Origin of the sequence: Streptomyces sp. NBC_00154 (genome assembly GCF_026342835.1) — a bacterium.
In the GTDB taxonomy this organism is placed as follows: domain Bacteria; phylum Actinomycetota; class Actinomycetes; order Streptomycetales; family Streptomycetaceae; genus Streptomyces.
Genome location: NZ_JAPEMI010000001.1, coordinates 7,956,474 through 7,979,381, shown reverse-complemented (window position 1 = coordinate 7,979,381; position 22,908 = coordinate 7,956,474). Strand labels below are relative to the sequence as shown.

Annotated in this window: 21 protein-coding genes and 1 pseudogene; 21 read left to right on the top strand and 1 reads right to left on the bottom strand. The window is 68.1% G+C overall.

What is annotated here, in order from left to right; genetic code table 11:
• The first annotated feature begins 72 nt into the window (after positions 1–72).
• The 3 genes and pseudogenes from OHA03_RS36235 to OHA03_RS36225 form a co-directional block, all read left to right on the top strand.
• The gene (locus OHA03_RS36235; protein WP_267007846.1) at positions 73–450 is read left to right on the top strand and encodes a helix-turn-helix transcriptional regulator; all 378 of its coding nucleotides are present in this window, start codon (positions 73–75) and stop codon (positions 448–450) included.
• A gap of 474 nt (positions 451–924) precedes the next feature.
• Entirely contained in the window at positions 925–1,239 is a 315-nt protein-coding gene (locus tag OHA03_RS36230; protein WP_267007845.1) for a GNAT family N-acetyltransferase, read from the top strand.
• A 29-nt stretch (positions 1,240–1,268) separates the two neighbouring features.
• Positions 1,269–1,388 (top strand): annotated as a pseudogene (locus OHA03_RS36225) (IS701 family transposase); the annotation flags it as partial.
• 124 nt (positions 1,389–1,512) lie between these two features.
• On the opposite strand, the gene OHA03_RS36220 reads toward OHA03_RS36225, so the two are convergent.
• Positions 1,513–2,589 (bottom strand): helix-turn-helix transcriptional regulator, encoded by a 1,077-nt coding sequence (locus OHA03_RS36220; RefSeq protein ID WP_267007844.1) that lies wholly within the window; start codon positions 2,587–2,589, stop codon positions 1,513–1,515.
• 242 nt (positions 2,590–2,831) lie between these two features.
• On the opposite strand from OHA03_RS36220, the gene aroA reads away from it, so the two are divergent.
• The 18 genes from aroA (at position 2,832) to OHA03_RS36130 (ending at position 22,901) form a co-directional block, all read left to right on the top strand.
• The gene (aroA, locus tag OHA03_RS36215) at positions 2,832–4,130 is read left to right on the top strand and encodes a 3-phosphoshikimate 1-carboxyvinyltransferase (RefSeq protein WP_267007843.1); all 1,299 of its coding nucleotides are present in this window, start codon (positions 2,832–2,834) and stop codon (positions 4,128–4,130) included.
• A complete protein-coding gene (gene gpmI / locus OHA03_RS36210; protein ID WP_267007842.1) occupies positions 4,127–5,650 on the top strand; it encodes a 2,3-bisphosphoglycerate-independent phosphoglycerate mutase in 1,524 nt (507 codons plus the stop codon). Before aroA ends, gpmI begins: the two co-directional genes overlap by 4 nt.
• Before the next feature lie 62 nt (positions 5,651–5,712).
• On the top strand, positions 5,713–6,405 hold the full coding sequence (locus OHA03_RS36205; protein ID WP_267007841.1) for a hypothetical protein: 693 nt from the start codon (positions 5,713–5,715) through the stop codon (positions 6,403–6,405).
• Between the two features lie 60 nt (positions 6,406–6,465).
• Positions 6,466–7,494, top strand: coding sequence for an inorganic phosphate transporter (locus tag OHA03_RS36200; protein WP_267007840.1), 1,029 nt, complete (start codon positions 6,466–6,468; stop codon positions 7,492–7,494).
• An 85-nt stretch (positions 7,495–7,579) separates the two neighbouring features.
• Complete coding sequence (locus OHA03_RS36195) at positions 7,580–7,756, top strand: hypothetical protein (RefSeq protein ID WP_267007839.1); 177 nt, start codon at positions 7,580–7,582, stop codon at positions 7,754–7,756.
• Between the two features lie 11 nt (positions 7,757–7,767).
• A complete protein-coding gene (locus OHA03_RS36190) occupies positions 7,768–8,997 on the top strand; it encodes a M28 family metallopeptidase (protein WP_267007838.1) in 1,230 nt (409 codons plus the stop codon).
• 39 nt (positions 8,998–9,036) lie between these two features.
• The gene (locus tag OHA03_RS36185) at positions 9,037–9,384 is read left to right on the top strand and encodes a carboxymuconolactone decarboxylase family protein (protein WP_267007837.1); all 348 of its coding nucleotides are present in this window, start codon (positions 9,037–9,039) and stop codon (positions 9,382–9,384) included.
• A gap of 42 nt (positions 9,385–9,426) precedes the next feature.
• Positions 9,427–10,695: an acetyl-CoA carboxylase biotin carboxylase subunit family protein gene (locus OHA03_RS36180; protein ID WP_267007836.1), complete on the top strand. Its 1,269-nt coding sequence runs from the start codon at positions 9,427–9,429 to the stop codon at positions 10,693–10,695.
• 10 nt (positions 10,696–10,705) lie between these two features.
• Positions 10,706–11,833 (top strand): GNAT family N-acetyltransferase, encoded by a 1,128-nt coding sequence (locus OHA03_RS36175; RefSeq protein ID WP_267007835.1) that lies wholly within the window; start codon positions 10,706–10,708, stop codon positions 11,831–11,833.
• Positions 11,833–13,014 (top strand): acetyl-CoA carboxylase biotin carboxylase subunit family protein, encoded by a 1,182-nt coding sequence (locus tag OHA03_RS36170; protein WP_267007834.1) that lies wholly within the window; start codon positions 11,833–11,835, stop codon positions 13,012–13,014. The genes OHA03_RS36175 and OHA03_RS36170 overlap by 1 nt, the downstream gene beginning before the upstream one ends.
• A gap of 11 nt (positions 13,015–13,025) precedes the next feature.
• The gene (locus tag OHA03_RS36165; RefSeq protein ID WP_267007833.1) at positions 13,026–14,273 is read left to right on the top strand and encodes an acetyl-CoA carboxylase biotin carboxylase subunit family protein; all 1,248 of its coding nucleotides are present in this window, start codon (positions 13,026–13,028) and stop codon (positions 14,271–14,273) included.
• A gap of 289 nt (positions 14,274–14,562) precedes the next feature.
• On the top strand, positions 14,563–16,257 hold the full coding sequence (locus tag OHA03_RS36160) for an ABC transporter ATP-binding protein (protein WP_267007832.1): 1,695 nt from the start codon (positions 14,563–14,565) through the stop codon (positions 16,255–16,257).
• On the top strand, positions 16,254–18,176 hold the full coding sequence (locus tag OHA03_RS36155) for an ABC transporter ATP-binding protein (RefSeq protein WP_267007831.1): 1,923 nt from the start codon (positions 16,254–16,256) through the stop codon (positions 18,174–18,176). The genes OHA03_RS36160 and OHA03_RS36155 overlap by 4 nt, the downstream gene beginning before the upstream one ends.
• The gene (locus OHA03_RS36150) at positions 18,169–18,468 is read left to right on the top strand and encodes a hypothetical protein (RefSeq protein WP_267007830.1); all 300 of its coding nucleotides are present in this window, start codon (positions 18,169–18,171) and stop codon (positions 18,466–18,468) included. The genes OHA03_RS36155 and OHA03_RS36150 overlap by 8 nt, the downstream gene beginning before the upstream one ends.
• 33 nt (positions 18,469–18,501) lie before the next feature.
• Positions 18,502–19,014 carry a FixH family protein gene (locus OHA03_RS36145; protein WP_267007829.1) on the top strand — a complete coding sequence of 171 codons (513 nt, stop codon included), beginning with the start codon at positions 18,502–18,504 and terminating at the stop codon, positions 19,012–19,014.
• Positions 19,015–19,019: 5 nt separating this feature from the next.
• On the top strand, positions 19,020–20,213 hold the full coding sequence (locus tag OHA03_RS36140; protein ID WP_267007828.1) for a pyridoxal phosphate-dependent aminotransferase: 1,194 nt from the start codon (positions 19,020–19,022) through the stop codon (positions 20,211–20,213).
• Positions 20,210–20,431, top strand: a complete 222-nt coding sequence (locus tag OHA03_RS36135; RefSeq protein WP_267007827.1) for a heavy-metal-associated domain-containing protein — start codon at positions 20,210–20,212, stop codon at positions 20,429–20,431. The genes OHA03_RS36140 and OHA03_RS36135 overlap by 4 nt, the downstream gene beginning before the upstream one ends.
• A 124-nt stretch (positions 20,432–20,555) precedes the next feature.
• Positions 20,556–22,901 carry a cation-translocating P-type ATPase gene (locus tag OHA03_RS36130; RefSeq protein ID WP_267007826.1) on the top strand — a complete coding sequence of 782 codons (2,346 nt, stop codon included), beginning with the start codon at positions 20,556–20,558 and terminating at the stop codon, positions 22,899–22,901.
• The last annotated feature ends 7 nt before the right edge of the window (positions 22,902–22,908 follow it).

Below are 22,908 nucleotides of genomic sequence, written 5' to 3'. Positions count from 1 at the left end.
GGGATAAATTCGGCCAAGACGGAGTTCTTCAGGCCAGTTGCATAAAGATTCGACAACTGTAAAACTAGAAGAATGTCAAAGGTCGAAGCCTCAGAGGCCCCGGCCGTGTCCTGCTGCATACCCGTGGCGGCCGCACCGCTCGAAGCCGAGCGCGCAGCGGACATGGCCAAGATGTTCAAAGCGCTCGGTGACTCTGTCCGGTTGCGCCTACTGTCGATGATCGCGTCCGCAACCGACGACGGCGAAGTCTGTGTCTGTGACCTCACAGACCCCTTCGATCTGTCGGCGCCGACAATCTCCTACCACCTCAAGATCCTTCGGGAAGCAGGCCTGGTCACCTCCGACCGCCGCGGCACCTGGGTCTACTACAGCCTGCAACGCAACAACTTGAGCATGCTCTCCGACGTGCTCGCCGTACCCGGCGTGCTGACGACCACCCCCTGCAGCTGATCCACGCCAACGCACCGCTCCTGGCTCTTCGCTGCACTACTGAGTGCGGAAGAAGGCCCCAATGGCTGGGCGCTTCACCGACTGTCGCAGCGCCTGCCTCGGGTCCTCCTCACCCTCAGCCGCCGCAACCGCCACCACGACGCCCCGGCTGGCCGACGCGGGCCCGCGCCCCCGTGATCGCCGCCCTCGCATGCCCTGGCCTCAACAGCGACAAAACCCCGGGCGTTCTCCCCTAATACTCAGCTGCAGATCCAGATCGTCTAGATTTGTCTCGTCGCCGTATGCCCGAACTGATCGCGCCCGCCGCCCGCCTGCACTCCGCCTGGTTCGAGGCACGTGACGAGTGGGGTCCCGGCGTCCACGAGGACGGTTTCGGGCTGCTGCCGTCCGACGAGGTCGACTCGCCGGCCGGGTTCGCGGCTGGTCGACGAGTCGGATTCGCCGGAGCAAGCGGAGGCCGGCCGGGTGAGTTGCATGTATCGATGGATCGTCGAGGGCGACCGGGTGCTCGGTGGGATCGCGCTGCAGCACGGGCTCAACGACTTTGTGCTGCAGTTTGGCCACATCGGCTACGGCATCCGGCCATCCTCGCGCCGACGCGGCCTGGCCACCTGGGTGCTGGGCCGGATGCTCGACGAGGCGCGGGCACTCGGTCTGGACCGGGTGCTGATCATCTGCGAGGTCGACAACATTGCCTCAGTGAAGACGATCACGAACCACGGCGGCGTCCTCGAAGACGTCCGAGACACCGAACTCGGCGCCGTGCGACGTTACTGGATCAAGGTCTAGTTTTGCGATCTTGCAAGTGGGGCCGGTGACTCCTCTCGGACCTGCCACGCAAGTACTGCTGGACCATCGCCGAGTGGGTAAGAGAGTCCACTCCGGACGGCATGCAGCACCCGCTGGGGCGGGCCAAGTGGGACGCCGACGACGTGCGCGGCTACGTGATGGAGCGTCACCGCCAGGCCTTCTGGACGCCACCGTCTCGTGGCGACGGAAGCGATGGCATACAAGACGGCATCGCCCTCGGGCCGTAAACGACCAGGGCTGGAACGACGTGACCTACACCAGTACACCGTCCAGAGCGGTCGTTCTGGCCGACCCCACCGGCGGGGCCTTCTCGTCCTTTTCGCGCAGAGGGCGGTCGCCGCTGCACGGGCAGGGGCGCAGCCAGCCGCGGTCGACCGCGTTGGCTCCGGCTTCGAAGCGACTGCGGGCGCCCAGACGGTCCATCAGTTCGGCGATCATGCGGCGTACGGTGCGCAGGCCGACGCCGAGCTTCTTGCAGACGGCTTCGTCGGTCAGGCCCTGACCCATGAGGCGCAGTAGTTCTCGTTCGATGGGGGTCGGCTCGTCGGTGTCGGGGCATTCACCCGCGTCCAAGGGTGTTGTGACCGCCCATAGACGTTCGAACAGTGCGACAAGACCGGTGAGGAAGCCTGCTCCAGTGACCTCGACCGCGCCGGCGGCGGGGTCCTCGGGGTCGATGGAAAGTAGCGCGGTGGTGCGGTCGTAGATGCGCAGCCAGAGCGGAAGGGTTGGAACGGTTCCCACGCCTCCACCGATCTGGGCCAGCCATCGGGCATAGGCGAGGGTGGTGCGGTCGTTGTAGACGCTCTCGAGGTGGACGCTCCACACGGATACGCCGCGTTCGATCATGTGCTGGTCCAGCGGGCGTCGGGCGTGCAGGGCTTCGGCCGTGTTGGTGTCGGCGGGCAGCAGCGACAGGCACTCGATACGGGTCTTGCCGGCCAAACGCTCCATGCGGGCGTGGATCGCTGCGGGAGTCTCGAGGCGCTCCCAGCCGGCGCGTGCGCCAGGGGCCTGCGCGTACTCGTACTCCTCGGCAAGCCGGTCCACGGCGTCCTTGATCTGAGAGAACTCCTGCTGCTGTCGCAGCAGCTCCGACTGCTGGCGCTGCAGCAGGGTGCGCAGGGCCAGCGGTGGGCGAGTGGGAACCAGGGTGCCTGAGACCGGGCGGAGCAAAGCGAGCTCCAGGAGCCGGTCCACGCTCTTGCGGACTGACTCGTCCGGGGCGTCGTAGTGGCGCAGGAGGTCCTCGAGACGGCAGCCCGGCTGGTTGAGCGCGAACCGGTAGATCGCGTGGGCCACTTCGTCCAATCCCAGCGGCTGCGACATCTGCCCCCCAGTGTGCTGCTGAATTGAATTTCTTGAAGATAGCACGGTAGTTGGACATTTGACGTCCCATCCGATGCCCTCAAGTGACCGATTCTGGCAGCAAGTTGCCATGCAACTTGCTGCCTCATGAAGGACTTTCCTCAACCCTTGATCGCCTCGCAGTCTCTTCCCGGTCACTACCGGCGCCGCCACGCCACGATGATGGGGAGACGACATTGAGCTCGCTTGAAACTGATCCGCGTATGAAGGCCGAAAATGTCACCATCCGGCTGCTGGACACCTTCAGCAAGCAGGTGAAGGTCCTCGGTTCCAAGAGCTACTCCAACCGCTACCTGGCGATCGCTGCCCTCTCGGGGCAGGCGACAACGATCGAAGGCGCACTGGTCTGCGACGACACGCAGTACCTCGCCAACGCCCTGCGGCAGTTCGGTCACGTCAGCGTGGATGTCGATGCCGCTGCCGAGCGGATCACCGTCACCCCGACCGGCGAACCGATGCGCGGCCCCGCAGAGGAGGTCTATGTCGGCGCCGCGGGCACCCCGATCCGCTTCCTGATCGCCATGGCCGGCCACGCCGACGGCACGACCGTGCTGACCGGCACCAAGCGCATGCAGGAGCGGCCCATGGGCTCACTGCTCGACGCCCTGCCCGGGCTGGGGGTCACTGCCGAGGCGGTGCGCGGCAACGGCAGCCCGCCCATCAAGGTCACCGGTCCCAGTTTCCGCGGCGGGTCTACGCGCATCAGCGGCGCGGTCAGCTCCCAGTTCACCTCCAGCCTCCTGATCAACGCCACTCGCGCCGAACAGGACACCGAGGTCGTGATCACCGACGATCTGGTCTCCAAGCCTTACGTCGAGATGACCATCGCGGCGCTGGCCGAGATGGGCGTCACCGTCAAGCGGGAGGGCTACACCCGCTTCACCGTGGCCGCCGGCCAGAAGCTGCGCGGGGGCACCGTCACCGTGGAGCCCGACGCCTCCGGCATGTCCTACTTCCTCGCTGCAGCCGCCGTTCTGGGCGGCACGGTCACCATCCCGGGCATCGGCAAGGACTCCAAGCAGGGCGACGTCGGCCTCGTGGAAGCCCTGGTCCGCATGGGATGTACCGCCGAGGTCACCGACACCTCCATCACCCTGTCCGGCGGAGACCTGCACGGCATCGACATCGACATGGAGGCGATGCCGGACGTCGTCCCCACCCTTGCTGTTGTCGCCGCGTTCGCCCAGGGCACCACGCACATCAGCAACATCGCCAGCCTGCGCATCAAGGAGTGCGACCGCATCGCGGCCGTCACCACCGAACTGCGCAAGATGGGCATCACCGTCGAAGAGCACCCTGACGCGATGACGATCACCGGCGGCACCCCGAAGGGCGCCGTGATCGACACCTATGACGACCACCGCATCGCCATGTGCTTCGCCATCGCCGGGCTGCGCACCGAGGGTGTCGTCATCAAGGACCCGGGCTGTGTCGCCAAGTCCTTCCCGACCTTCTGGAAGACCCTCGACTCCCTCCACAACGGCACCACCAGCACCATATGACCGCCCCAATGCCAGGCATTCTCCTGGTACTTGACGGCTGGGGCCACGCAGAGCCCAGCAATGCCAACGCCCTGACCGCTGCCGCGACTCCCTACCTCGACCGGCTACGCGCCACTTGCCCGGCCACCCTCGCCGACGCCTCCGGTGCGGCCGTTGGCCTGCTGCCGGAAACGGTCGGCAACTCCGAGATCGGGCACATGGTGATCGGCGCCGGACGGCCCGTGCCGTACGACAGCGTCCTGGTCCAGGAGCAGATCGACAGCGGGCAGTTGCGCTCGCACGCGGCCCTGAGCGAGGTGTGCTCCCGCCTCGCCGACACCGGCAAGGCGTTGCACCTGGTGGGGCTGTGCTCGGACGGTATGATCCACGCCAACGTGCACCATCTGCAGGAACTGCTGCGCGTCGCGGCACTGTTCTCGGTTCCTCAGGTCCGCATCCACGCCATCACCGACGGCCGCGATGTCTCCGACCACACTGCAGCCGCCTACCTCGGCATTGTCGCCAAGTACGCGGCCGAAGTCGGCGTCGGCGACATCGTGACCGTCACCGGCCGCGGCTACGCGCTGGACAAGAGCGGGGACCTGAAACTGACCGAACAGGCTGCCCGCGCAGTCATGGACGGTGTGGGAGAGCCGATCGACGAGCCGCAGGACGCACTGGAACTCACGCAGCGGGGCGACGAGTGGGTACCGGCGTGTGTGGTCACGGACGAGAACGGCCGGCCCAGTGGACCGGTTCAAGACGGTGACGCCATCCTGTTCACCAACTTCCGCAGTGACCGTATCCAGCAGCTCGCCGACTTCCTGCACACCCACCTCGCCGAGCGGCAGGTCACCCTGCTGAGCCTGGCCCAGTACGACACACAGGCCGACATCCCGGCGCTGGTCCACCGGGCCGACGCCGGCGGGGGGCTCGCCGCGCAGCTCGCCGCCCACGGCGTGCGGTCGGTGCGCATAGCCGAGGCCGAAAAGTTCGAGCACGTCACCTACTACCTCAACGGGCGCGATTCGACGCCCCTGCCCGTCGAGGAACACATCAAGATCACGGGCGAGGTGCCGACGGACTACCGGTCCCGGCCCGCGATGAACCTGAACCTGGTCACTGAGGCGGTCTGCGCCGCGGCCCGCCGCGACGACGTCCCCCTGGTGGTCGCCAACCTCGCCAACATCGATGTCGTGGGCCACACCGGCCACTTCGACGCCACCCGCCAGGCAGCGGAGCACACTGATCGCGCCGTCGAAACCATCTGCGACACCGCCCGCGCCACCGGGCGGTGGGTCCTGCTGGTCGGTGACCACGGCAACGCCGAGAAAATGCTCACCGACTCCGACGGCATCACCCGGCCGAGTCCGTACGGCGGCCACACCACCAACCCCGTGCCCGCGGTGCTCGTGCCCGCCGAGGACCAGGACGTGGGCCGGCCTTCCGGACCGGCCACGCTCGCCGACATCGCGCCCAGCGTGCTGGCTCTTCTCGGGCTCGCATCCGCCCCGGCCATGACCGGCCGGCCACTGTGGTGACGTGTCCGAGCGCCCCGCGCACCCCGTAGTACTCCCAACTCTCTTCGGAAGGAGGTCCACCCGTGACCGCTCGCCCCCGGCTCGCCCTCGTTGGCGACCGAAGCGACCGAGTACCGGCCCACGGCAAGCTCCACGAGCTCATCCCGCACTTCGGCGTCGAGGTCGACTGGCTGCCCAGCGCCACTGTCACCGAGGTGATCGCTGACTACGACGGTATCTGGGTCGTGCCCGGATCACCGTACGCGGACCAGTCAAACGTCCTGCACGCCATCCGCACCGCCCGCACCCGCGACATTCCTTACCTGGGCACCTGCGGCGGATTCCAGCACGCTCTGATCGAGTACACCCGCAACGTGCTGGGGATCCATGACGCGGAGGACGTCCAGTACGACGCCGACGCCGGGACTCCGCTGATCGTGCCGCTGTCCTGCTCCCTGGTCGGGGAGACCGCGCCGCTGCACTTCAGTCCCGGCAGCCGCCTGGCCTCCGTCTACCCGGGCTGCGAGTCCACGGTGGAGACCTATCACTGCAAGTACGGCCTCAACCCGGCCTACGTGGACGCGATCCTCGCCAGCTCCCTGCACATCAGCGGCTGGGACTCGGAGAAGGCTCCGCGGGCCATCGAACTGCCCGACCACCCGTTCTTCATCGGCACGCTGTTCCAGCCCGAGCTGTCCTCCAGCCCTGCCGATGTGCACCCCCTCATAGAGGCGTTCCTGGCCGCGGTCACCAGACGCAGCCAGCAGTCCCTCTGACGAGCTGAACCACCCGAACTGTCCGCCAGCAGCTCACTTCAGCCCATCGGAGTCCCTTCCATGGAAGTACTCGTATTCATCCTCGTTCTCGCCCTGGCCGCGGCCAACGGCGCAAACGACGTCCCCAAGGGCGTAGCCACCCTCGCCGGTGCAGGTGTTGCCAACATCCGCACCGCCGTGTGGTGGGGCACCCTGACCACGGCCATCGGCTGTCTGGTCTCCTTGAGCTTCGCCGCGAAGCTCACCTCGCTGTTCTCCAAGGAGATCGTCTCCGCGGCCCCTACCGCAGAGTTCGCCGTGGCCGTCCTGATCGGCACCTGCGCCTGGGTGGCCCTGGCCACCGTGCTCAAGCTGCCGGTGTCCACCACCCATGCCCTCGTCGGATCGCTGCTTGGGGCGGGCGTCATCTTCGCCCGCAGTCAGGTCCACTGGGACGTCCTGGTCAACAAGGTAGTGCTGCCGCTTCTGCTGAGCGTGTTCGTGGCCTACCTGGTCTCCGCTGTCCTGACCTGGATCGGCAAGGGCATCGCCGCAAGCGCGGAGCGGCGCCGCCAGGAGAAACTTCGGGCCACCGCCGGTGTCGGCCCGGGCACGGCAGCCGTGGCCGAGATGCAGGCCTCCGAACGTAACGTGAAGACGGTCAGTGCCCTGCACTGGGCGACCAGCGGTTTCACCAGCTTCGCCCGCGGCCTCAATGACGCCCCGAAGATTGTCGCGATCGGTTCCTTCGCCCTGTTGGGCGGCTGGACCCCGCAGCGGCTGCTGTTCGCTGTCACGGCGGTCATGGCCATCGGCGGGCTCCTCGCCGGCGCCAGGGTCGCCAAGTCGCTCACCAGCTGCGTGGATGAGCTGACCCACGTGGACGGCTTCACCGCCAATCTCACCACCGCCCTGCTGGTAGGTCTCGGGGCCTTCCGCGGCATGCCGATGTCGACCACCCACGTCTCGGTCGGCGCCATCTCCGGCACGGTCGGCAAGGACTTGGGCCGCATCAAGCGCAAGACGCTGCGCGACTTCGCCATCGCGTGGCTGGCCACCCCGCCGTTCGGGTTCGCCGTCGCCGCCCTGTCGTACTGGCTTCTCGCCTGAGCATTGACACGACGATCTCTCTGATTCGATACTCGTATAAGTAAAGAGATTTCGAATCAGAGAGATCCTCGGGAGGACGTCAGCCATGACCACGGAATCCAGCGAGACCGCAGAAGAGACCGTCGGTGGCTTCATCACCGACCCGACCGCCACCGCAGGAACGCTGCAGAGCGGCTGCTGCGGCGAACCCGCCGACGCCGCCGGATCCGTGCCCGGCGGCCAGAACGGCGGCTGCTGCGGCGAACCCGCCAACGAGAGCTGAGAACACCCCAGATGACCGACACCGCCCAGAGCCCGGCGCACGCCGCCGCGCAGGCCTTGGCCGACGTCTTCGACGAGGCGCGCGCCCTGGCCACGGTCACCGCCCTGTGCACGCCGGTCATGTCCGGCCGCTCCCTGGGCAGCGCCGGACATGACCGGGCCACCCGTCTCCTCGAGGACGTCCTGGCCTCCTACGGCCTGACGCCCCGTCTGGACGCTTTCCCCATCCGCGAGGTAATGCGTCTGGCCGAACAGCCGACCTGCCACGCCGACGGCCCCATGCTCAGCCGCAGCCTGGTGCACCGCGCCGAATACGCCGAGCATCCCCGCTCCGGGCCCATGCCCGCGCCCGTCACCGGAACCGTGGCCGCAGCCGAGGACGCCACCGCGGGTCAGTGGGCGGCACTGCTGGAGGTGCCGCAAGGTGACGCATTCGCCGACCTCGCCGCCCAGCTCACCAACCGGGGCGCAGTCGGCATCCTCACCCCGCAGAACGCCGACGGCTCAGGGTTCCTGACCAAACGCGTCCAAGGCGCTGCGCCCGTGGAGCTGCCCGTCGTCGCCGTCCGGCCCGATCTGCTGTCTGCCGCCGTCGGCGGCGAACTGACCGCGCACGTGCAACTGCTGCGCGAGCCCGCCACGGGAACGAACATCATCGCTACCCTGCCTGGCAGCAACCCGGATGCACGGCCTGTCCTGCTCACCGCGCACTACGACGGCGTCGGGTCCGACCCCGAACTCCACTTCCCCTGCGCCGGCGACAACGCCAGCGGCACCGCCGTCCTGTGCGAAGCTGCCCGCGTGCTCAGCCAGGCAGCACCCCTGCCCCGGCCCGTCATCTTCGCCCTGGTCGACGCGGAAGAACTGGGCACCCTCGGCTCCCGCCACCACGCCAAGCAGCTCACCGGCCAAAGCCTCACCCCTGACGTCCTCAACGTCGATATGGCCGGCAAGTTCAACGGCAAGGTTGCCATCGAACTCGGCCCCGCCGACCCGCAGCCGAAGTCCCTCATCGCCGCCCTCGACGCCTCCGGGCGCCAACTGCGCATCCCCCTGTACGCGGCACCGGTCTCCTCCGACAACCGCCGCTACGCCCAAGCCGGGTTCGCTGCTGCCGGCATCGGTCTCGGCGCCGCGCACTACCACTCCCCCCTCGACGCCGTCGAGCGGATCGATCCCGACGCGCTGCGCAAGGCCGGCCAACTGGTCCTGGCCACGATCTACCGGCTCACCCAGCCCTGAACCTCTCTTACCGCCACCTCGTATTCAAGGAGTCCCGCAATGGCCGCCCAGCAGTCCGTCTCCACCCAGCTCATACAGCTCGCCCCCGCCATCGGCGAGAACCACGCTGCCTTCTCCAAGAGCTACCAGGAGTTCTTCGGAGCCGTCTTCGACCACGATGCCCTCGATGCCAAGACCCGCGCCGCTGTCGCCCTGACCGCCGCTCTCATGCAGGACCGCGAGGAGACCGTCCGCGCCTTCCTGGCCACCGCCAAGCAGCTCGGCCTGAAGAACGAGGAAATAGGCCAGGTCGCCGGGATCGTCGAGGCGATGAAACTCGACGCCCTGCAGCGCCCCGCGGTCCAGGCCGTTGCGGCAGCCGCCAAGAAGGCCAACACGTGCTGCTGACCACCTCCCTCCTCACACTCAACCCCCCGGAGGACCGTGGCAGTGACTGACACCACCAGCGCGGGTACGGTCGTCGTCCTCGGCGGCCGCAGCGAACGCGAATTCACCGTCCTGCGCGACCTGGGCTACCGCGTCGTCCTGCTGGACGAGCAGGTGCCCTGGCACTGCATGCCGTGGGTCGACGTCCCCATCGACGTCGACGTCAACGACTGGGCAGCGGTGGCCGAGGCGATCCGCAACGACCTCGGCGACACGCCTCCCGCGGCAGTGCTCACGCACACCGAGCCCCGCCTGCCGCTGATGGCCCATCTCACCCAGAGCCTGTGCAGCACGCCGAAGGGGCTGAGCGAGGAGGCCGCGCTCAATTGCCGCGACAAGTGGCGCACCCGCACCGCTCTGACCCAAGCAGGCCTGCCCGTACCCCAGTTCGCTCTCGTCGCGGATGCGGACGAGGCGGTGGCGGCTGCCCATGGCATCGGTTTCCCGGTCATCGTGAAGCCGCGTGACGGCGCCGGGGCCTTCGGCGTGCGCCGCTGCACCAGCGACGCGGAGGTCATCGGCGCTGTGAATGCGTTGCTCGAGGCGCCGCCCGGCACGATGTCCGGCGCCTTGGTCGAGGAGTACATCGACGGTCCGGAATTCGCTGTCCAGACCATCACGCATGACGCTGACACCCGTGTCCTGAGTGTCTTTCGGCAGCGGATGACCGAGCCGCCCGTCTTCGTGGAACTCGGTTACGACCACCCCAGCGGCCTGAGTGAGAGCGACCTGGGCGAGCTCGAGCAGCTCATGCAGCGCGCGCTGCCGGCGCTGGGCGTGCGGGACTGGGTCAGTCACACCCAGATCCGTCGCGATGCCCGTGGGTTCCGCATCATTGAGGTAAACGCCCGTCGGCCAGGGGGCCGGCTGGTGGAGATGACCACGGCCATCAGCGGTGTCGATATGACCGAGGCCGTCACCCGGCTCGCGCTGGGTCTGCCTCCCGCAGAGCCTGGCACAGCGCTTCCTTTCGCCCGCTACAGCAGCATCACCTTCGACACCGCCGGCACTGTCCTCTACAACGAGTGGGCACCGGTGCCGGGCCCGAAGGCCCCGATCGTCGAGATCGAAGTCGCCCCGGGTGAACCTGTCTTGCCCAAGGACCATCCGGAGGGCGGCGTCTACGGACGCATCGTGGTCTTCGGCGACTCGCCGGAAGAACTGGACCGCGCCGAGCGGAGTATCCGCGAGACTCTCAGCCTGCAGGTCGTCGGCAATCACGGCCTGGACTGGGTGGGCGTGGACAGCCGCGAATACAAATCGTGCTGCTGAGGTGCCCTAGATGACTATCACCGACCCTGCTGTCAAAGTGTCAGGCGATCACCGGATCGATGTCGTGTCGACGATTCACGCTGTCGACCCCGAAGCCTGGAATCGTGTCGTCGCCGGCGCCGGCGGCAGTATCTTCCACACGTGGCACTGGCTGGCGGCCTTTGAGGACTTCCCGCCCGGCGACTTCGAAGCCCATCACCTGCTGGCCTACGACGGAGACGACCTCGTCGCCATCTGCCCCGCCTATCTTGTCAACGACTGTCCTCGCCTGGCTTACCTTGCCGACCTTGCCGAGCTCCGTCTGCCCGGCCCCGTCCTGATGGCCCACAGTCTCGCGGCCCTTGAAGGGGGTCCCCTGGCAGTGGCGGGCCACGAAAGTGCCCGCATCTCTTTGCTGGCCGGGTTGGAAGCCAGCGCGCATGACAGCGGTGCCTGGGCCTGGGCCGTCGCCAATGCCCCGGCAGGCCCGCTGACCGGACAGCTGATGCGCGACGGTTACGCCACCGCTCACATCACCACCTCGTACCAGTGCGCAACCGATGTGCCGAGCGTGGAGGACTACTGGGCTTTCAGCACCAGCCGGTACCGCCGCAAGCTCGGGCAGGAACGCCGTGGCACCGAGCGCGAGTTCACTCTCTTCGAGCAGAGCCCCGACACCGACACCCTCGTGCGTCTGGTGCACTCGCTCCTGCAGGACCGCAATACGCCCACCGATGTGCTGCCCGACGGCTTTTTGCAGGCCCTGCACGCGCGCTTGGCGCCCTTCGAGCGCACCATCACAGCCGTGGACGCACACCAGCAGACCGTTGCCGTCTTCGTGGGATGGCAGTTCGAAGCGACGTGGTCGGCGTGGCTGGCAGGCCTGGACACGGCGCGGCTCAGCAGATTCACCCCCTACCGCACCATGGCGGTCCGCCTCATTGAGAGCGCCGTGAACTCGCCCGTGACCACCGTGGACCTGGGGCGCGCCAACGCTGGGCAGAAGCGACGTCTGGGAGCCAGACCCGTCCCGTTGTACCTGGCGCTGAAGGCGGCGGACCGGCGCGATGCCGCAGTTCTTCACGCAGCCTGCCGACGGCTGGAGGAGCGCTGCCAGGGATCGGACGAGCAGCTCGACATGGCCCGGCGGTGCTGCTGATGACAACCACCGACACCCGCCAGAGCGTGGCCTGCATCTCCGGACGCCGCGTGGTCGATGTCCTGGGCCGTCTACAGGTCCGTTCCGTCTTCCTCGCCGACCCCGCTCCCCTGGACCTGGCCTGCCTGGTCGATGTGCCTCTCGACGTGGACCTGGACGACTGGGCCGGCACGGAAGCGGCCCTGCGCTGGTTGCACGACAGTCGTCCCCTCGACGGTGTCTTCAGCGTCTACGACGCCCACCTGCCACTGGCCAGTTACCTCGCCGCCCGTCTGGACACGCGCGGTCTTGCGCTGAGCGCCGCGATGAACTGCCACGACAAGAGCCGCATGCGCATGGTCCTGGCCAGCGCAGGAATCCGTGTCCCCGACCACCTTCCGGCCACCGACCCCGAAGATGCGCTGCCCGCCGCACAGCGGCTGGGGCTGCCGGTGGTCGTCAAGAAGCTCACCGGCTCCGGCGGCCGCGGAAGCCTGCTGTGCCACACCGCCGGCGACGTCGCCCGCGCGGTCGCCGCCCTCGGCCCCGTGCCGCTCATCGTGGAGCGCTACGTGCTGGGGGCCGAGTACGCGATCCAGACCCTCACCTCGCACGGGACCACCGAGGTCGTCAGCATCCTCGCCCAGCACGTCGGCCCTGGCCCGCGCCAGGCCGAGACCGGCTACGACTTTCCCAGCGGCCTGTCCGCCGCCCGGGAAAGCGAGTTGGCCGACTTCGTCACCCGTGCCCTGGCCGTCCTCGGCTTCGACCACAGCGTCGCGCACACCCAGGTACGCATCGATGACGAAGGACCGGTCCTCATCAACGTCGCAGCCCGGCCGCCCGGCGGGCAGCTGTGTGCGGCTACCGAGCGCGTCTCCGGGATCGATCTCACCCGCGCCGCTGCCGAGATCGCCCTCGGCAGGAACGTCACCCGCGGCCCGGCAAGCGCCACACGCGTGCTCTACCGCTGCGTGACCTTCGACAGCCCGGGCCTGGCACGCTTCGACGCCGACAGCCTCGCCACGCCCGATCTGACGCTGGATGTCGAAAGCGGCGACAGCGTCCTGGGGATCACTGACCCCCAAGGCGGCAGCTACGGCCGCATCGTCGTCTACGGCGACGACCCCGCGGTGCTGGAGAACAGATACCGCTCCATCCTCGAATCGCTCCGACCCCGTGTCGAGCCAGACATCCTGTAGGTGATGGTCCCGTGCCCAAGCGAGTGCTCGTCCTGAGCGGTCAGCGCACCGTGCAGCAGTTGAAGGAACAGACCGACTACGACGTCGTCTTCGCCGAAGAAGACATGACCTTCGAGCAGGTCATGCTGGCCGACTACCCGCTCGAAGTCGACTTCGACGACTGGGCCAAGGTCGCCGACCAGGTCGCCCAGGCCCATGCCGCCCAGCCCATCGACGCCGTCGTCACCGGTGTCGAGCGGCTGGTGCCCCTTGCGGGCATCCTGCGTGAGCGCCTTCAACTGCCCCATGGCATCACCGAGCAGGCCGCCCGCAACTGCATCGACAAGGCAGCCACGCACGGCCTGCTCACCGAGGCTGGTGTCCCGGTCGCCAGCCATCGCGTCGTCGCCACCGCCGACGAAGGCGCCGCAGCCGCGGCGGACCTGGCACTGCCGGTCGTCGTCAAGCCCCGGGACGCCTCCAGTGCCGCGGGCCTGAAGTACTGCGACAACGAGCAGGACGTCCGCCAGGCCGTCGCTGACATCCTGGCCACCGGCCGGGACAGCGCCCTCATCGAGGAGTTCCTGACCGGGCCTGAGATCGGCGTGTTCGCAGCACGCGTCGGCGGCCGCACCCATGTGGTGTGGGTCGTTGAAGGAGAGGTCGGTCCGCCGCCGACGTTCGTCAAGGTCGGTGGGCACTTCCCCAGCCGCCTGCCGGCCGAGCAGCTGGCCGAGCTCGAAGAGCTCACCGACAGGGCCCTGGCCGCCGTCGGACTCGACGACTGGGTTGCTGCCTTGCAGTTCATGCTCACCGCCGACGGATGGCGCGCCGGCGAGATCAATCCGCGTGTGCCCGGCGGACAGGCGGTGGAAATGATTCTGTCCACCACCGGCTACGAGCCCAGCCTGATCGCCACCGAAGCCGCTCTGGGACGCGAGAGCACCCCCCAGACCCCCCAGGCCGCCTACGGGCTGTATCGCAGCGTCGTCTTCGACGCGGCAGGGCGCATCGACTACAACCCGAAGGCCGCCGCCTCCCTGACGGGCCTGGAATCGGCCGTTGCGCCGTTCATCGAGTTCGACGTCAAGCCGGGCGACGCGGTCCTGGAGATCGGGCACCCGCGCGGCGGGGCCTTCGGCCGCATCGTCCTGGCCGGCGACAGCCCTGAGCAGCTCGAACGCGACTACGCCACGGTCATGGACCAGCTCGCGATCCGCTTGGTCGACGAGCCGGTCAGCGACGCATCCGTGGACCGGGCGCACACCTCCTGCTGCTAGCAACTGGCGCTTGTGGCCAACTTCTTGACGACCACCAGACAACGTGATTCGATAATTTTGAAATCATCGAATCAAGCCTTGAGAGGAGGAACCATGGCTGACGACATGATCGGTTCCGGCTGCTGCGAGACCAGCGGAAACGAGGACGTCGCGGAGGACGGCACCGAGTGCGGGTGCGCCTGCGCCTGTTGCGAGTAGCCCTCGCGGACCAAGCACGAGGCGGGCCGCACCCCGATGGGCGCGGCCCGCTGAAACGCCACCACACACCACACAAGAGGGAGGCTCAACGTTGAAGGACTCGCTGCACGCGCTGCGCTTCATCTACAGCTACCCGCTGCGCTACCGCCGCGAGATGACCGTCGCCACTGCGGTCATGTTCCTCGGCCTCCTGGGCAACATCGCTGTGCCGCTGCTGATGCGCTCGGCCATCGACATCGGCGTCCTCGGCGGAGCTTCCGGCACCCTGCTGCTGACAGCGCTCGGCGTCCTTGCCGCCGGCGCCGCCACCACAGCCCTGCTGCACATCGGCAAGCGCATGCGGTTCTCCGTAGCCAGCAAAGCAGTCAACGACCTGCGTGAAGACCTCGTGCGCCAGCTCATGCGCATGGGGCCCGCCGACGTCGCCGAAGCATCCGGCGGCCGCGCCCTGACCCGCCTGGTCTCCGATGCCGTCGCCGTGCGCGGCCTGACCAACGGCGGCTTGCTCGAGCTGCTCAACCAGATCCTGGTCACGCTCGCGATGCTCGTCACCGCGCTCATCATCGATGTGCGCACCACCGTGCTCGCCATCATCCCGATGGCGTTCGTCGTCATCGGAAACCTCACCGTGCAGCTGCGGTTGCAGCGCGCCTTCGTCGAGCTCAAGGGCCAGTTCACCAAGCTCTTGGCGGGTGTCGGTGAATCCCTGGCCAACATCAACGTGGTCAAGTCCTACGGCCGCGAGTCCGACGCCTCCGGCCGCCTGAACAAGGTCAACGAGGAGCACTCCGCCCGCGACGGCCAGATGAAGCGCACCTACAGCCGCTGGGAAGCGATCCTCAACATCGTCGGCGGTCTTCCCACCCCCATCGCGCTGTGGGTCGGCGGCAGCGCCGTCGTCGACGGATCCAGCAGCGTCGGCGACCTCGTCGCCGTCGTCGCCCTGGTCATGATGTTCCAGATGAGCGTGCACATGCTCTCCATGCACATCAACGGAGCCTTCCGCAGCGCCGTCACCGCTCAGCGGCTCCTTCGCGTGATCGATGCGCCCTCGGTCATCCGCCAGCACACCGGCAACAGCGACATCCCCACCCTCGGTGCCATCGACGCCTACGACGTCGACGTCGACATCGCCGGGCGCCGCGTCCTGGACAAGGTCGATCTCCACGTCAAGGCCGGCGAAAGCATCGTCCTGACCGGATCCACCGGCAGCGGAAAGTCCACCCTGCTGCACGTCCTGGCCCGCCTGCGCGACCCCGAAGGCGGACGTGTCACCTACGACGGCACCAACGCCCTCACCTACGCTCCCGAGGCGCTGCGCCAGCACGTCGTGTGTCTCCCGCAACGCCAGTGGATCTTCGAGGGCACCCTGGAGGACAACGTCCGCTTCGCCCGGCCCGGCGCCACCCGCGAAGAGGTCGCAGGCGCCGTCACTGCAGCCGGCCTGTCCCACATACCGCTGGAGCGCCGCTTCGGCGCCAGCACCCTGGATCTGTCTGCCGGTGAACGACAGCGCATCGGCCTGGCCCGCGTCCTGCTGGCCGACCCCGACATCCTGCTGCTGGACAATCCCACGGCCAACCTGGATGCCGAGACCGAAGCCGCCCTGCTGGAGACCATCGTCAAGGTCCGCAACGGCCGCACCCTGATCATCGCCTCTCAGCAGCCCGCAGTCGCCCGCTACGTCGACCGCACGGTGAACCTGGCCGGCCGCGAGACCTCTGCCGCCGACACCGCAGCTCCGCTGGCCGGCGCGACGAGCATCGAAGGAGGACAGGACCGATGACCGCCGCCGCCTCGACCGAGGTGCCCCTGGAGGGCCGCGAGGCCCGCAAGACTCTCCTGAAGGCCGTACGCCGTTTCCTGCCCTATCTGCGGCCGCACTGGCTGTGGCTGACGATTGCCACACTCATGGCGATCCTCAACTCGATCACCTCCATCGCCGTCATGTACACGGTGATGGCCGGTATCGGTCACATCGTCATCGGCGACATCAAGGCCGTGCACTCCACGGCCATCAACTTCATCGCCCTGACAGTGATCGAGAACGTCGTCCGCATCATTTACAACTCGGCGATGATCCGCGTCAACGAGCGGCTGTCGGTCACCATCCGCAATGATCTGGTGGCCCGCCTGCACAACGTGCAGCTGTCCAAGCACGTCTCCCAGGCCAGCGGCGAATGGGTCACCCGGGTGCTGTTCGAGGCCAACCGCTTCCGCGGCTTCCTGACCAAGTCGCTCATGGAAGTCGCCAACAGCGTCATCTGGTTCATCGCCTTCTCCGTGTTCCTCCTCGCCCTCAGCCCCACCGTCGCGCTTCCCACCCTCATCACCATCCCGCTGATGGTGTGGATCGCGGTCATGTGGACACAACGCCTGCGCCCCGACACCCGCGCCCAGCGCGAGGGATGGGACCGCATGGTCGGCTACCTCAACCAGCGCATCGACGGCCTGGCCGACATCCGCGCCTTCGGGCAGGAGGAAGCCGTCCTGGCTGACATGCGGGCCCGCTCCGAGGACTACAGCACGGTCCACAACCGCCTCTCCCGCAAGAGGCTGTGGCTCACCTCGCATCTGGGTTTCAGTGTCTTCATCGCCCTGGCCCTGCTGATCTTCTTCGGCGGCCTGCAGATCATCAACGGCCACCAGCTCGGCTCCGGGTTCTTCTTCGACATGGCCTCCGGCATGATGCCGATGACGTGGATGCTGCTGGGCACCAACACGATGATGGCGTCCATGGGCATGGCCTCCGGCACCGCGCTGGCGGCCGGAACCCTCGCCGCGTTCGCCCTGTTCGTCAAGCGCATGCTCAACCCTGTGCGTGACCTCGCCCATCAGCTCGGCCAGGCCTCCGACGTCGCGGTCTCCGCCCGCCGCATCCTGGACGTCCTCGACCTCGAAGAGGAGGAGAGCGGCACCGGTACGCTGCCGCCCGTCCAGGGCACCCTCGACGTGGACCACGTCACGTTCGCCTACGGCGATGGGCCTGACGTCCTGCATGACGTCACCCTGCACGCCGAGCCGGGCGCACACATCGGCATCGTGGGCACCAGCGGCGCGGGCAAGAGCACCCTGATGCAGCTGCTGGTCCGCCTCTACTCCCCGACCGGCGGCACGGTCAGCATCGACGGGCACGACCTGGCAGGCATCAGCAGCGCCTCTGTGCGCTCGCAGGTCCTCCTGGTCACCCAGGAAGCGCAGCTCTTCGACGGCACTGTCACCGAGAACATCCTCTTCGGCCGGCCCGAGGCCACCGAGGACGACGTCGTCGAGGCCGCCAAGGCGGTCGGAGCCGATGAGGTGATCACCGGGCTGCGCGAGGGTTACCAGACCCGTGTCGGCGAGCGCGGCTCACGTCTGTCCGTCGGCGAGCGGCAACTCATTGCTCTGGCAAGGGCGATGCTCGCCGACCCGCGCGTCATTGTTCTGGACGAGGCCGTCTCCAGCGTCGACCCCGAGCGCCAGCGCCTGGTCTTCGCTGCCATCCGGCGCCTGCTCCAGGGCCGCACCGCCGTCGTCGTCGCTCACTGGCTTCCCCTCGTCGAGGACCTCGACCAGGTCTTCGTCATCGAGGACGGACGCATCGTCGAATCCGGCCGGCCAGTCGAACTGCTCACCGCAGGCGGCCGTCTCACCGAACTGTGCCAGGCCCAAGAGGGCCGCACTGGCAAGAACACCACAGGAAAGGACAACGCCCGTGTCTGACAACAGCCCCGGCAGCATGTTCTGGGCCGCCGCCCAGCAGCCCCAGAGCACTACCGCCATCGCCGCGGAGCCGAAGAAGGCCTCCTCGTGCTGCGGGCCCAAGCCCACCGCCGAGACGCCCGCGGAGCCGAAGAAGGCCTCCTCGTGCTGTGGCCCCAAGCCCACCGCCGAGACGTCCGCCGAGCCGAAGAAGGCCTCCTCGTGCTGCGGGCCCAAGCCCACCGCCGAGACGCCCGCGGAGGCCGTTGAGACGCCCGCGGCAGAGCCTCAGAAGAAGTCCTGCTGCGGCTGACCCACCACCACCTGGCTGTCTCTAGGAGGACAGATGACCCGGCGCACGGCTACCAACCAGCCTGCCGAACTCGGCACGACCGCAACACCCTCGGCAAGGCCCAGCACCCGCACAGGGGCCGTGCGCCTGGCAGTCGTCCTCACCGCCGCGCTCGCAGCCGTTGTACTGACCGGCTGCAGCCAGAAGGCGGACACCAGCGCCAACTCCGGGAGTTCCGGCGGCACCTGTCATGACACCAAGACCGATGCAGGCTTGAAGGTCACGCTCACCGCAAGCCCCTGCCCGCTGCAAGGCGGCAAGACCGGCACGGCGACCATCACCGTCAAGGACGCCGGCGGCAATGCCGTCGACGGTGCGAAGGTCCAGATCAACCCCGAGATGCCGGCGATGAAGATGAAGGGCGGCGACCAGACCGCCACCGCCAAGGGCGACGGCTACGAGGCCAAGCTCGTTCTGGGGATGCCCGGCGACTGGAAGGTCGCCGTTCACGTCACCCCCTCCAGCGGCAAGACCTCTTCCACCCAGTTCGTCCTGACGGCGAAGTAGGCGGCATGCTCAGCCACCGCGCGCAGACCCTGCCCGCCTCCAGCACCGCGGCCCTGGACGCCCACATCAAGGCCCTCCTCGCCGACGGGGCCGACATCATCAACCTCACCGGCGGCGAACTCGACTTCCCCACCCCCCTCCAGGCAGCCGACGGGGCCAGAGAAGCGATCGCCGCAGGACACACCCGCTACACCCCGGTCGCCGGTATCACCCCACTACGCGAAGCCATCGCCGAGCGTCTGAACACCCGCTGGGGCTGCCGCTACGATCCCGCCCAGATCGTCACCACCAACGGTGCCAAGCAGGCTCTGGCCCAGATCTTCACAGTGCTGTGCGAACCGGGTGACGAAGTCGTCCTGCAAGCTCCGCACTGGGTCAGCTTTCCCCACATGATCCGTCTTGCCGGGGCCACACCCGTCGTCGTTCCCACCGCAGACAGCGGCTTCAAACTCACCCCCGAGACGCTCAGGGCCCATATCACCCCGCGCACCAAAGCCGTCCTGATCAACAACCCCTCCAACCCGACCGGCCTGGTCTACCACCGCAGCGAACTGCAGGCACTTGCGAACGTTGCCCTCGAGCACGGCCTGGCGATCGTCAGCGACGAGATCTACGGAGACCTCGTCCACGACGGCGCCACCTTTACCAGCATCGCCTCCCTGTCCCCCGACATCGCCGCGCGGACCGTCACCGTCGCGGGCTTCTCCAAGACCTACGCAATGACCGGCTGGCGCATCGGCTTCGCCGCCGCACCCGCAGCCGTCGCCAAAGCCCTCAGCGCCGTCCAGGGCCACACCAGTTCCGCCCCCTCGTCCATCTCCCAATACGCAGCCCTGGCCGCCCTCAGCCCCGACACCGACATCGAGCTGGCCCGCCGGGCCACCGAACTCAACGCGCGGCGCGCCGCCCTCGTCGACGGTCTGAGCGCGCTCGCGCCACTGCGCCTGGCCGTCGACCCTCAAGGCGGCTTCTTTGCCTTCGTCGACGTCAGCGGCCTGTACACACGACCTGGCGACGACGCCAGCACCGTCGCCCAGCACCTGCTGGAGCACGCCGGCGTCGCGGTCATGCCCGGCCGCGACTTCGCCGCCCCCGATCACGTCCGTCTGTCCTACGCAGTCAGCGCCGACGACATTTCCCAGGCCCTGAACCGCATCGGAACCTACCTGAAAACCGCTACCGAACGGAGCACCCCATGAGCACCCCGAGCGTCTTCGAAGTCCGCGGCATGACCTGCGGCGGCTGCGCCAAGCGCATCCGCACTGCCATTGAGACCGACCTCGGCGAAGGCACGGAAGTCAGCGTCGACCACAAGAGCGGCCGCGTGACGATCAGCTCGCCGAAGGCCTTCACCGCTGACGAGGTCCAGGCTGTCGTTGAGCGCACTGGCTACGAGTTCTCCGGATCCGCGGCGTGAGCGCGGCCACTCGGCTCGCCCTTTTCGGCGCCATCCTTGCCGTCTGCTTCACCGCCGCCTACTTCGTCGGCGCCGCACTGCCACCCCAGTAGCCCGCCCCGTCCCCTTCGAAGGAGAGTCAGTCATGGCCGGCATCGTCACGACGGCTGAACATCCAGCTGTGGTCACGCTCGACATCGGTGGCATGACCTGCGGTGCCTGCTCAGCCCGCATCGAACGCAAACTCAACCGACTCGACGGCGTGACTGCCGAGGTCAATTTCGCTCTCGAGCGTGCCCACGTCAGCTACAGCAGCGAGCACACGGTTGAAGACCTCATCACCACCGTCGAGCAGATGGGCTACACCGCCGCCCAGCCTCCGCCGCCCCAGGCCGCGCCGTCGGAGACCGCGGCCGCCGAGACAGCGGAGGAGGCCGCCGACCGCGAACTGGCGTCCATGCGCCAGCGCATCCTCATCTGCCTCGCGCTCACCCTGCCCGTCATCGCCATGGCGATGATCACGCCGCTGCAAATCGACAACTGGCAGTGGCTGTCCCTGACCCTCGCCTCGCCGGTGGCTGTCTGGGGTGCCTGGCCCTTCCACACCGTCGCCTGGAAGAACTTGCGCCACGCGACCGGCACCATGGACACGCTGATATCCATCGGCGTACTGGCCTCCTACGGCTGGTCGCTGTACGCGCTCATCTTCGGCTACGCCGGACTGACCGGCATGCAGATGCCGTTCTTGATGCAGCCGGTACCCGGACAGGGCCTGCACCACATCTATCTCGAAGTAGCCACCTCCCTCACTCTCTTCGTCCTGGTGGGCCGCTACGCCGAACACCGTGCCAAGCGCCGCGCCGGCAGCGCGGTGCGGGCTCTGCTCGAACTGGGTGCCAAGGACGTCACCGCCCTGCGCGCAGGCCAGGAAGTCACCATCGCCATCGGTGAGCTCCGCGTCGGCGACCACTTCGTCGTACGCCCCGGCGAGAAGATCGCCACCGACGGCATCGTCACCGAAGGCGCCTCCGCCGTCGACGCCTCGATGCTGACGGGCGAAAGCGTCCCCCAGGAAGTCGCCGTCGGCGACAGCGTCATCGGCGCGACCGTCAACACCAGCGGCCGGCTGATCGTGCGTGCCGAACGTGTCGGCGCCGACACCCAGCTCGCCCACATCAGCCGTCTCGTCTCCGAGGCCCAGGCCGGCAAGGCACCCGTGCAGCGCCTGGCCGACCGCGTCGCCGCCGTCTTCGTGCCTGTGGTCATCGCCATCGCTGTCGCCGTCTGCGGCTTCTGGATCGGCAACGGAGGGGACGCCGCCGTCGCCCTGACCGCCGCCGTCGCCGTCCTCGTCGTGGCCTGCCCCTGTTCCCTGGGCTTGGCCACCCCCACGGCGTTGCTGGTCGGCACCGGCCGCGGCGCACAGCTCGGCATTGTCATCCGCGGCCCGCACATTCTGGAATCCACCCGCCGCATCGACACCGTCGTCCTCGACAAGACCGGCACCGTCACCACCGGCACTATGCAGCTCGTCGACGTGGCCTGTGCCGAGGGCGCGGTGGACCGCCACGAACTCCTGACGATGGCCGGAGCTCTCGAGCACGCCTCCGAGCATCCCATCGCCGCGGCCGTCACCACTGCGGCACGCGAACTCGGTCCCGATCTGCCGAAGGTGACCGACTTCCAGGCCAGCGCCGGCTACGGCGTGACCGGGCGCGTCGACGACCGCGAGATCGTGGTCGGCCGGCCCACCTGGGTCAGCGAGCGCATGACCATGCCCGACGACCTCGGCAAGCGGCTCGCCGACGCCGATGAGCGGGGCTACACGCTGGTGGCGGTCGGCTGGGACGGCCAGATACGCGGACTGCTGTTCGTCGCCGACGAAGCCAAACCCACCAGTCGTCAGGCCATCGACGAGATGCGCCAGCTCGGGCTCACGCCCATTCTGCTCACCGGCGACAGCGCAGGCGCTGCCCGTCGTGTCGCTGACGAGATGGGCATCACTGAGGTCGAGGCCGAGGTCCTGCCGCAGGACAAGGCTGCCGTCGTACGCCGTCTGCAGGACGAAGGCCGCAATGTGGCCATGGTCGGCGACGGCGTCAACGACGCCGCAGCCCTCGCCCAGGCCGATCTCGGCATCGCGATCGGCGGCGGCACCGACGCCGCCATCGAAGCCAGCGACATCACTCTCGTCCGGGGAGACCTGCGCGACGCCGCCGACGCGGTCCGCTTGTCACGACGCACCCTCGGCACGATCAAGGGCAATCTGTTCTGGGCGTTCATCTACAACCTCGCGGGTATCCCGCTGGCGGCTTCGGGAACCCTCAACCCGATGATTGCCGGCGCGGCCATGGCTCTGTCCAGCATCTTCGTGGTCACCAACAGCCTGCGGCTGCGCCGCTTCAAGCCCCGAGCCCGCGCGGACGCCGGCACCCAGTCGGCCCTGGCCGCACAGCCGGTGCACCCGCACACCCCGGTCGCAGCCTCGTGAAAGTCAG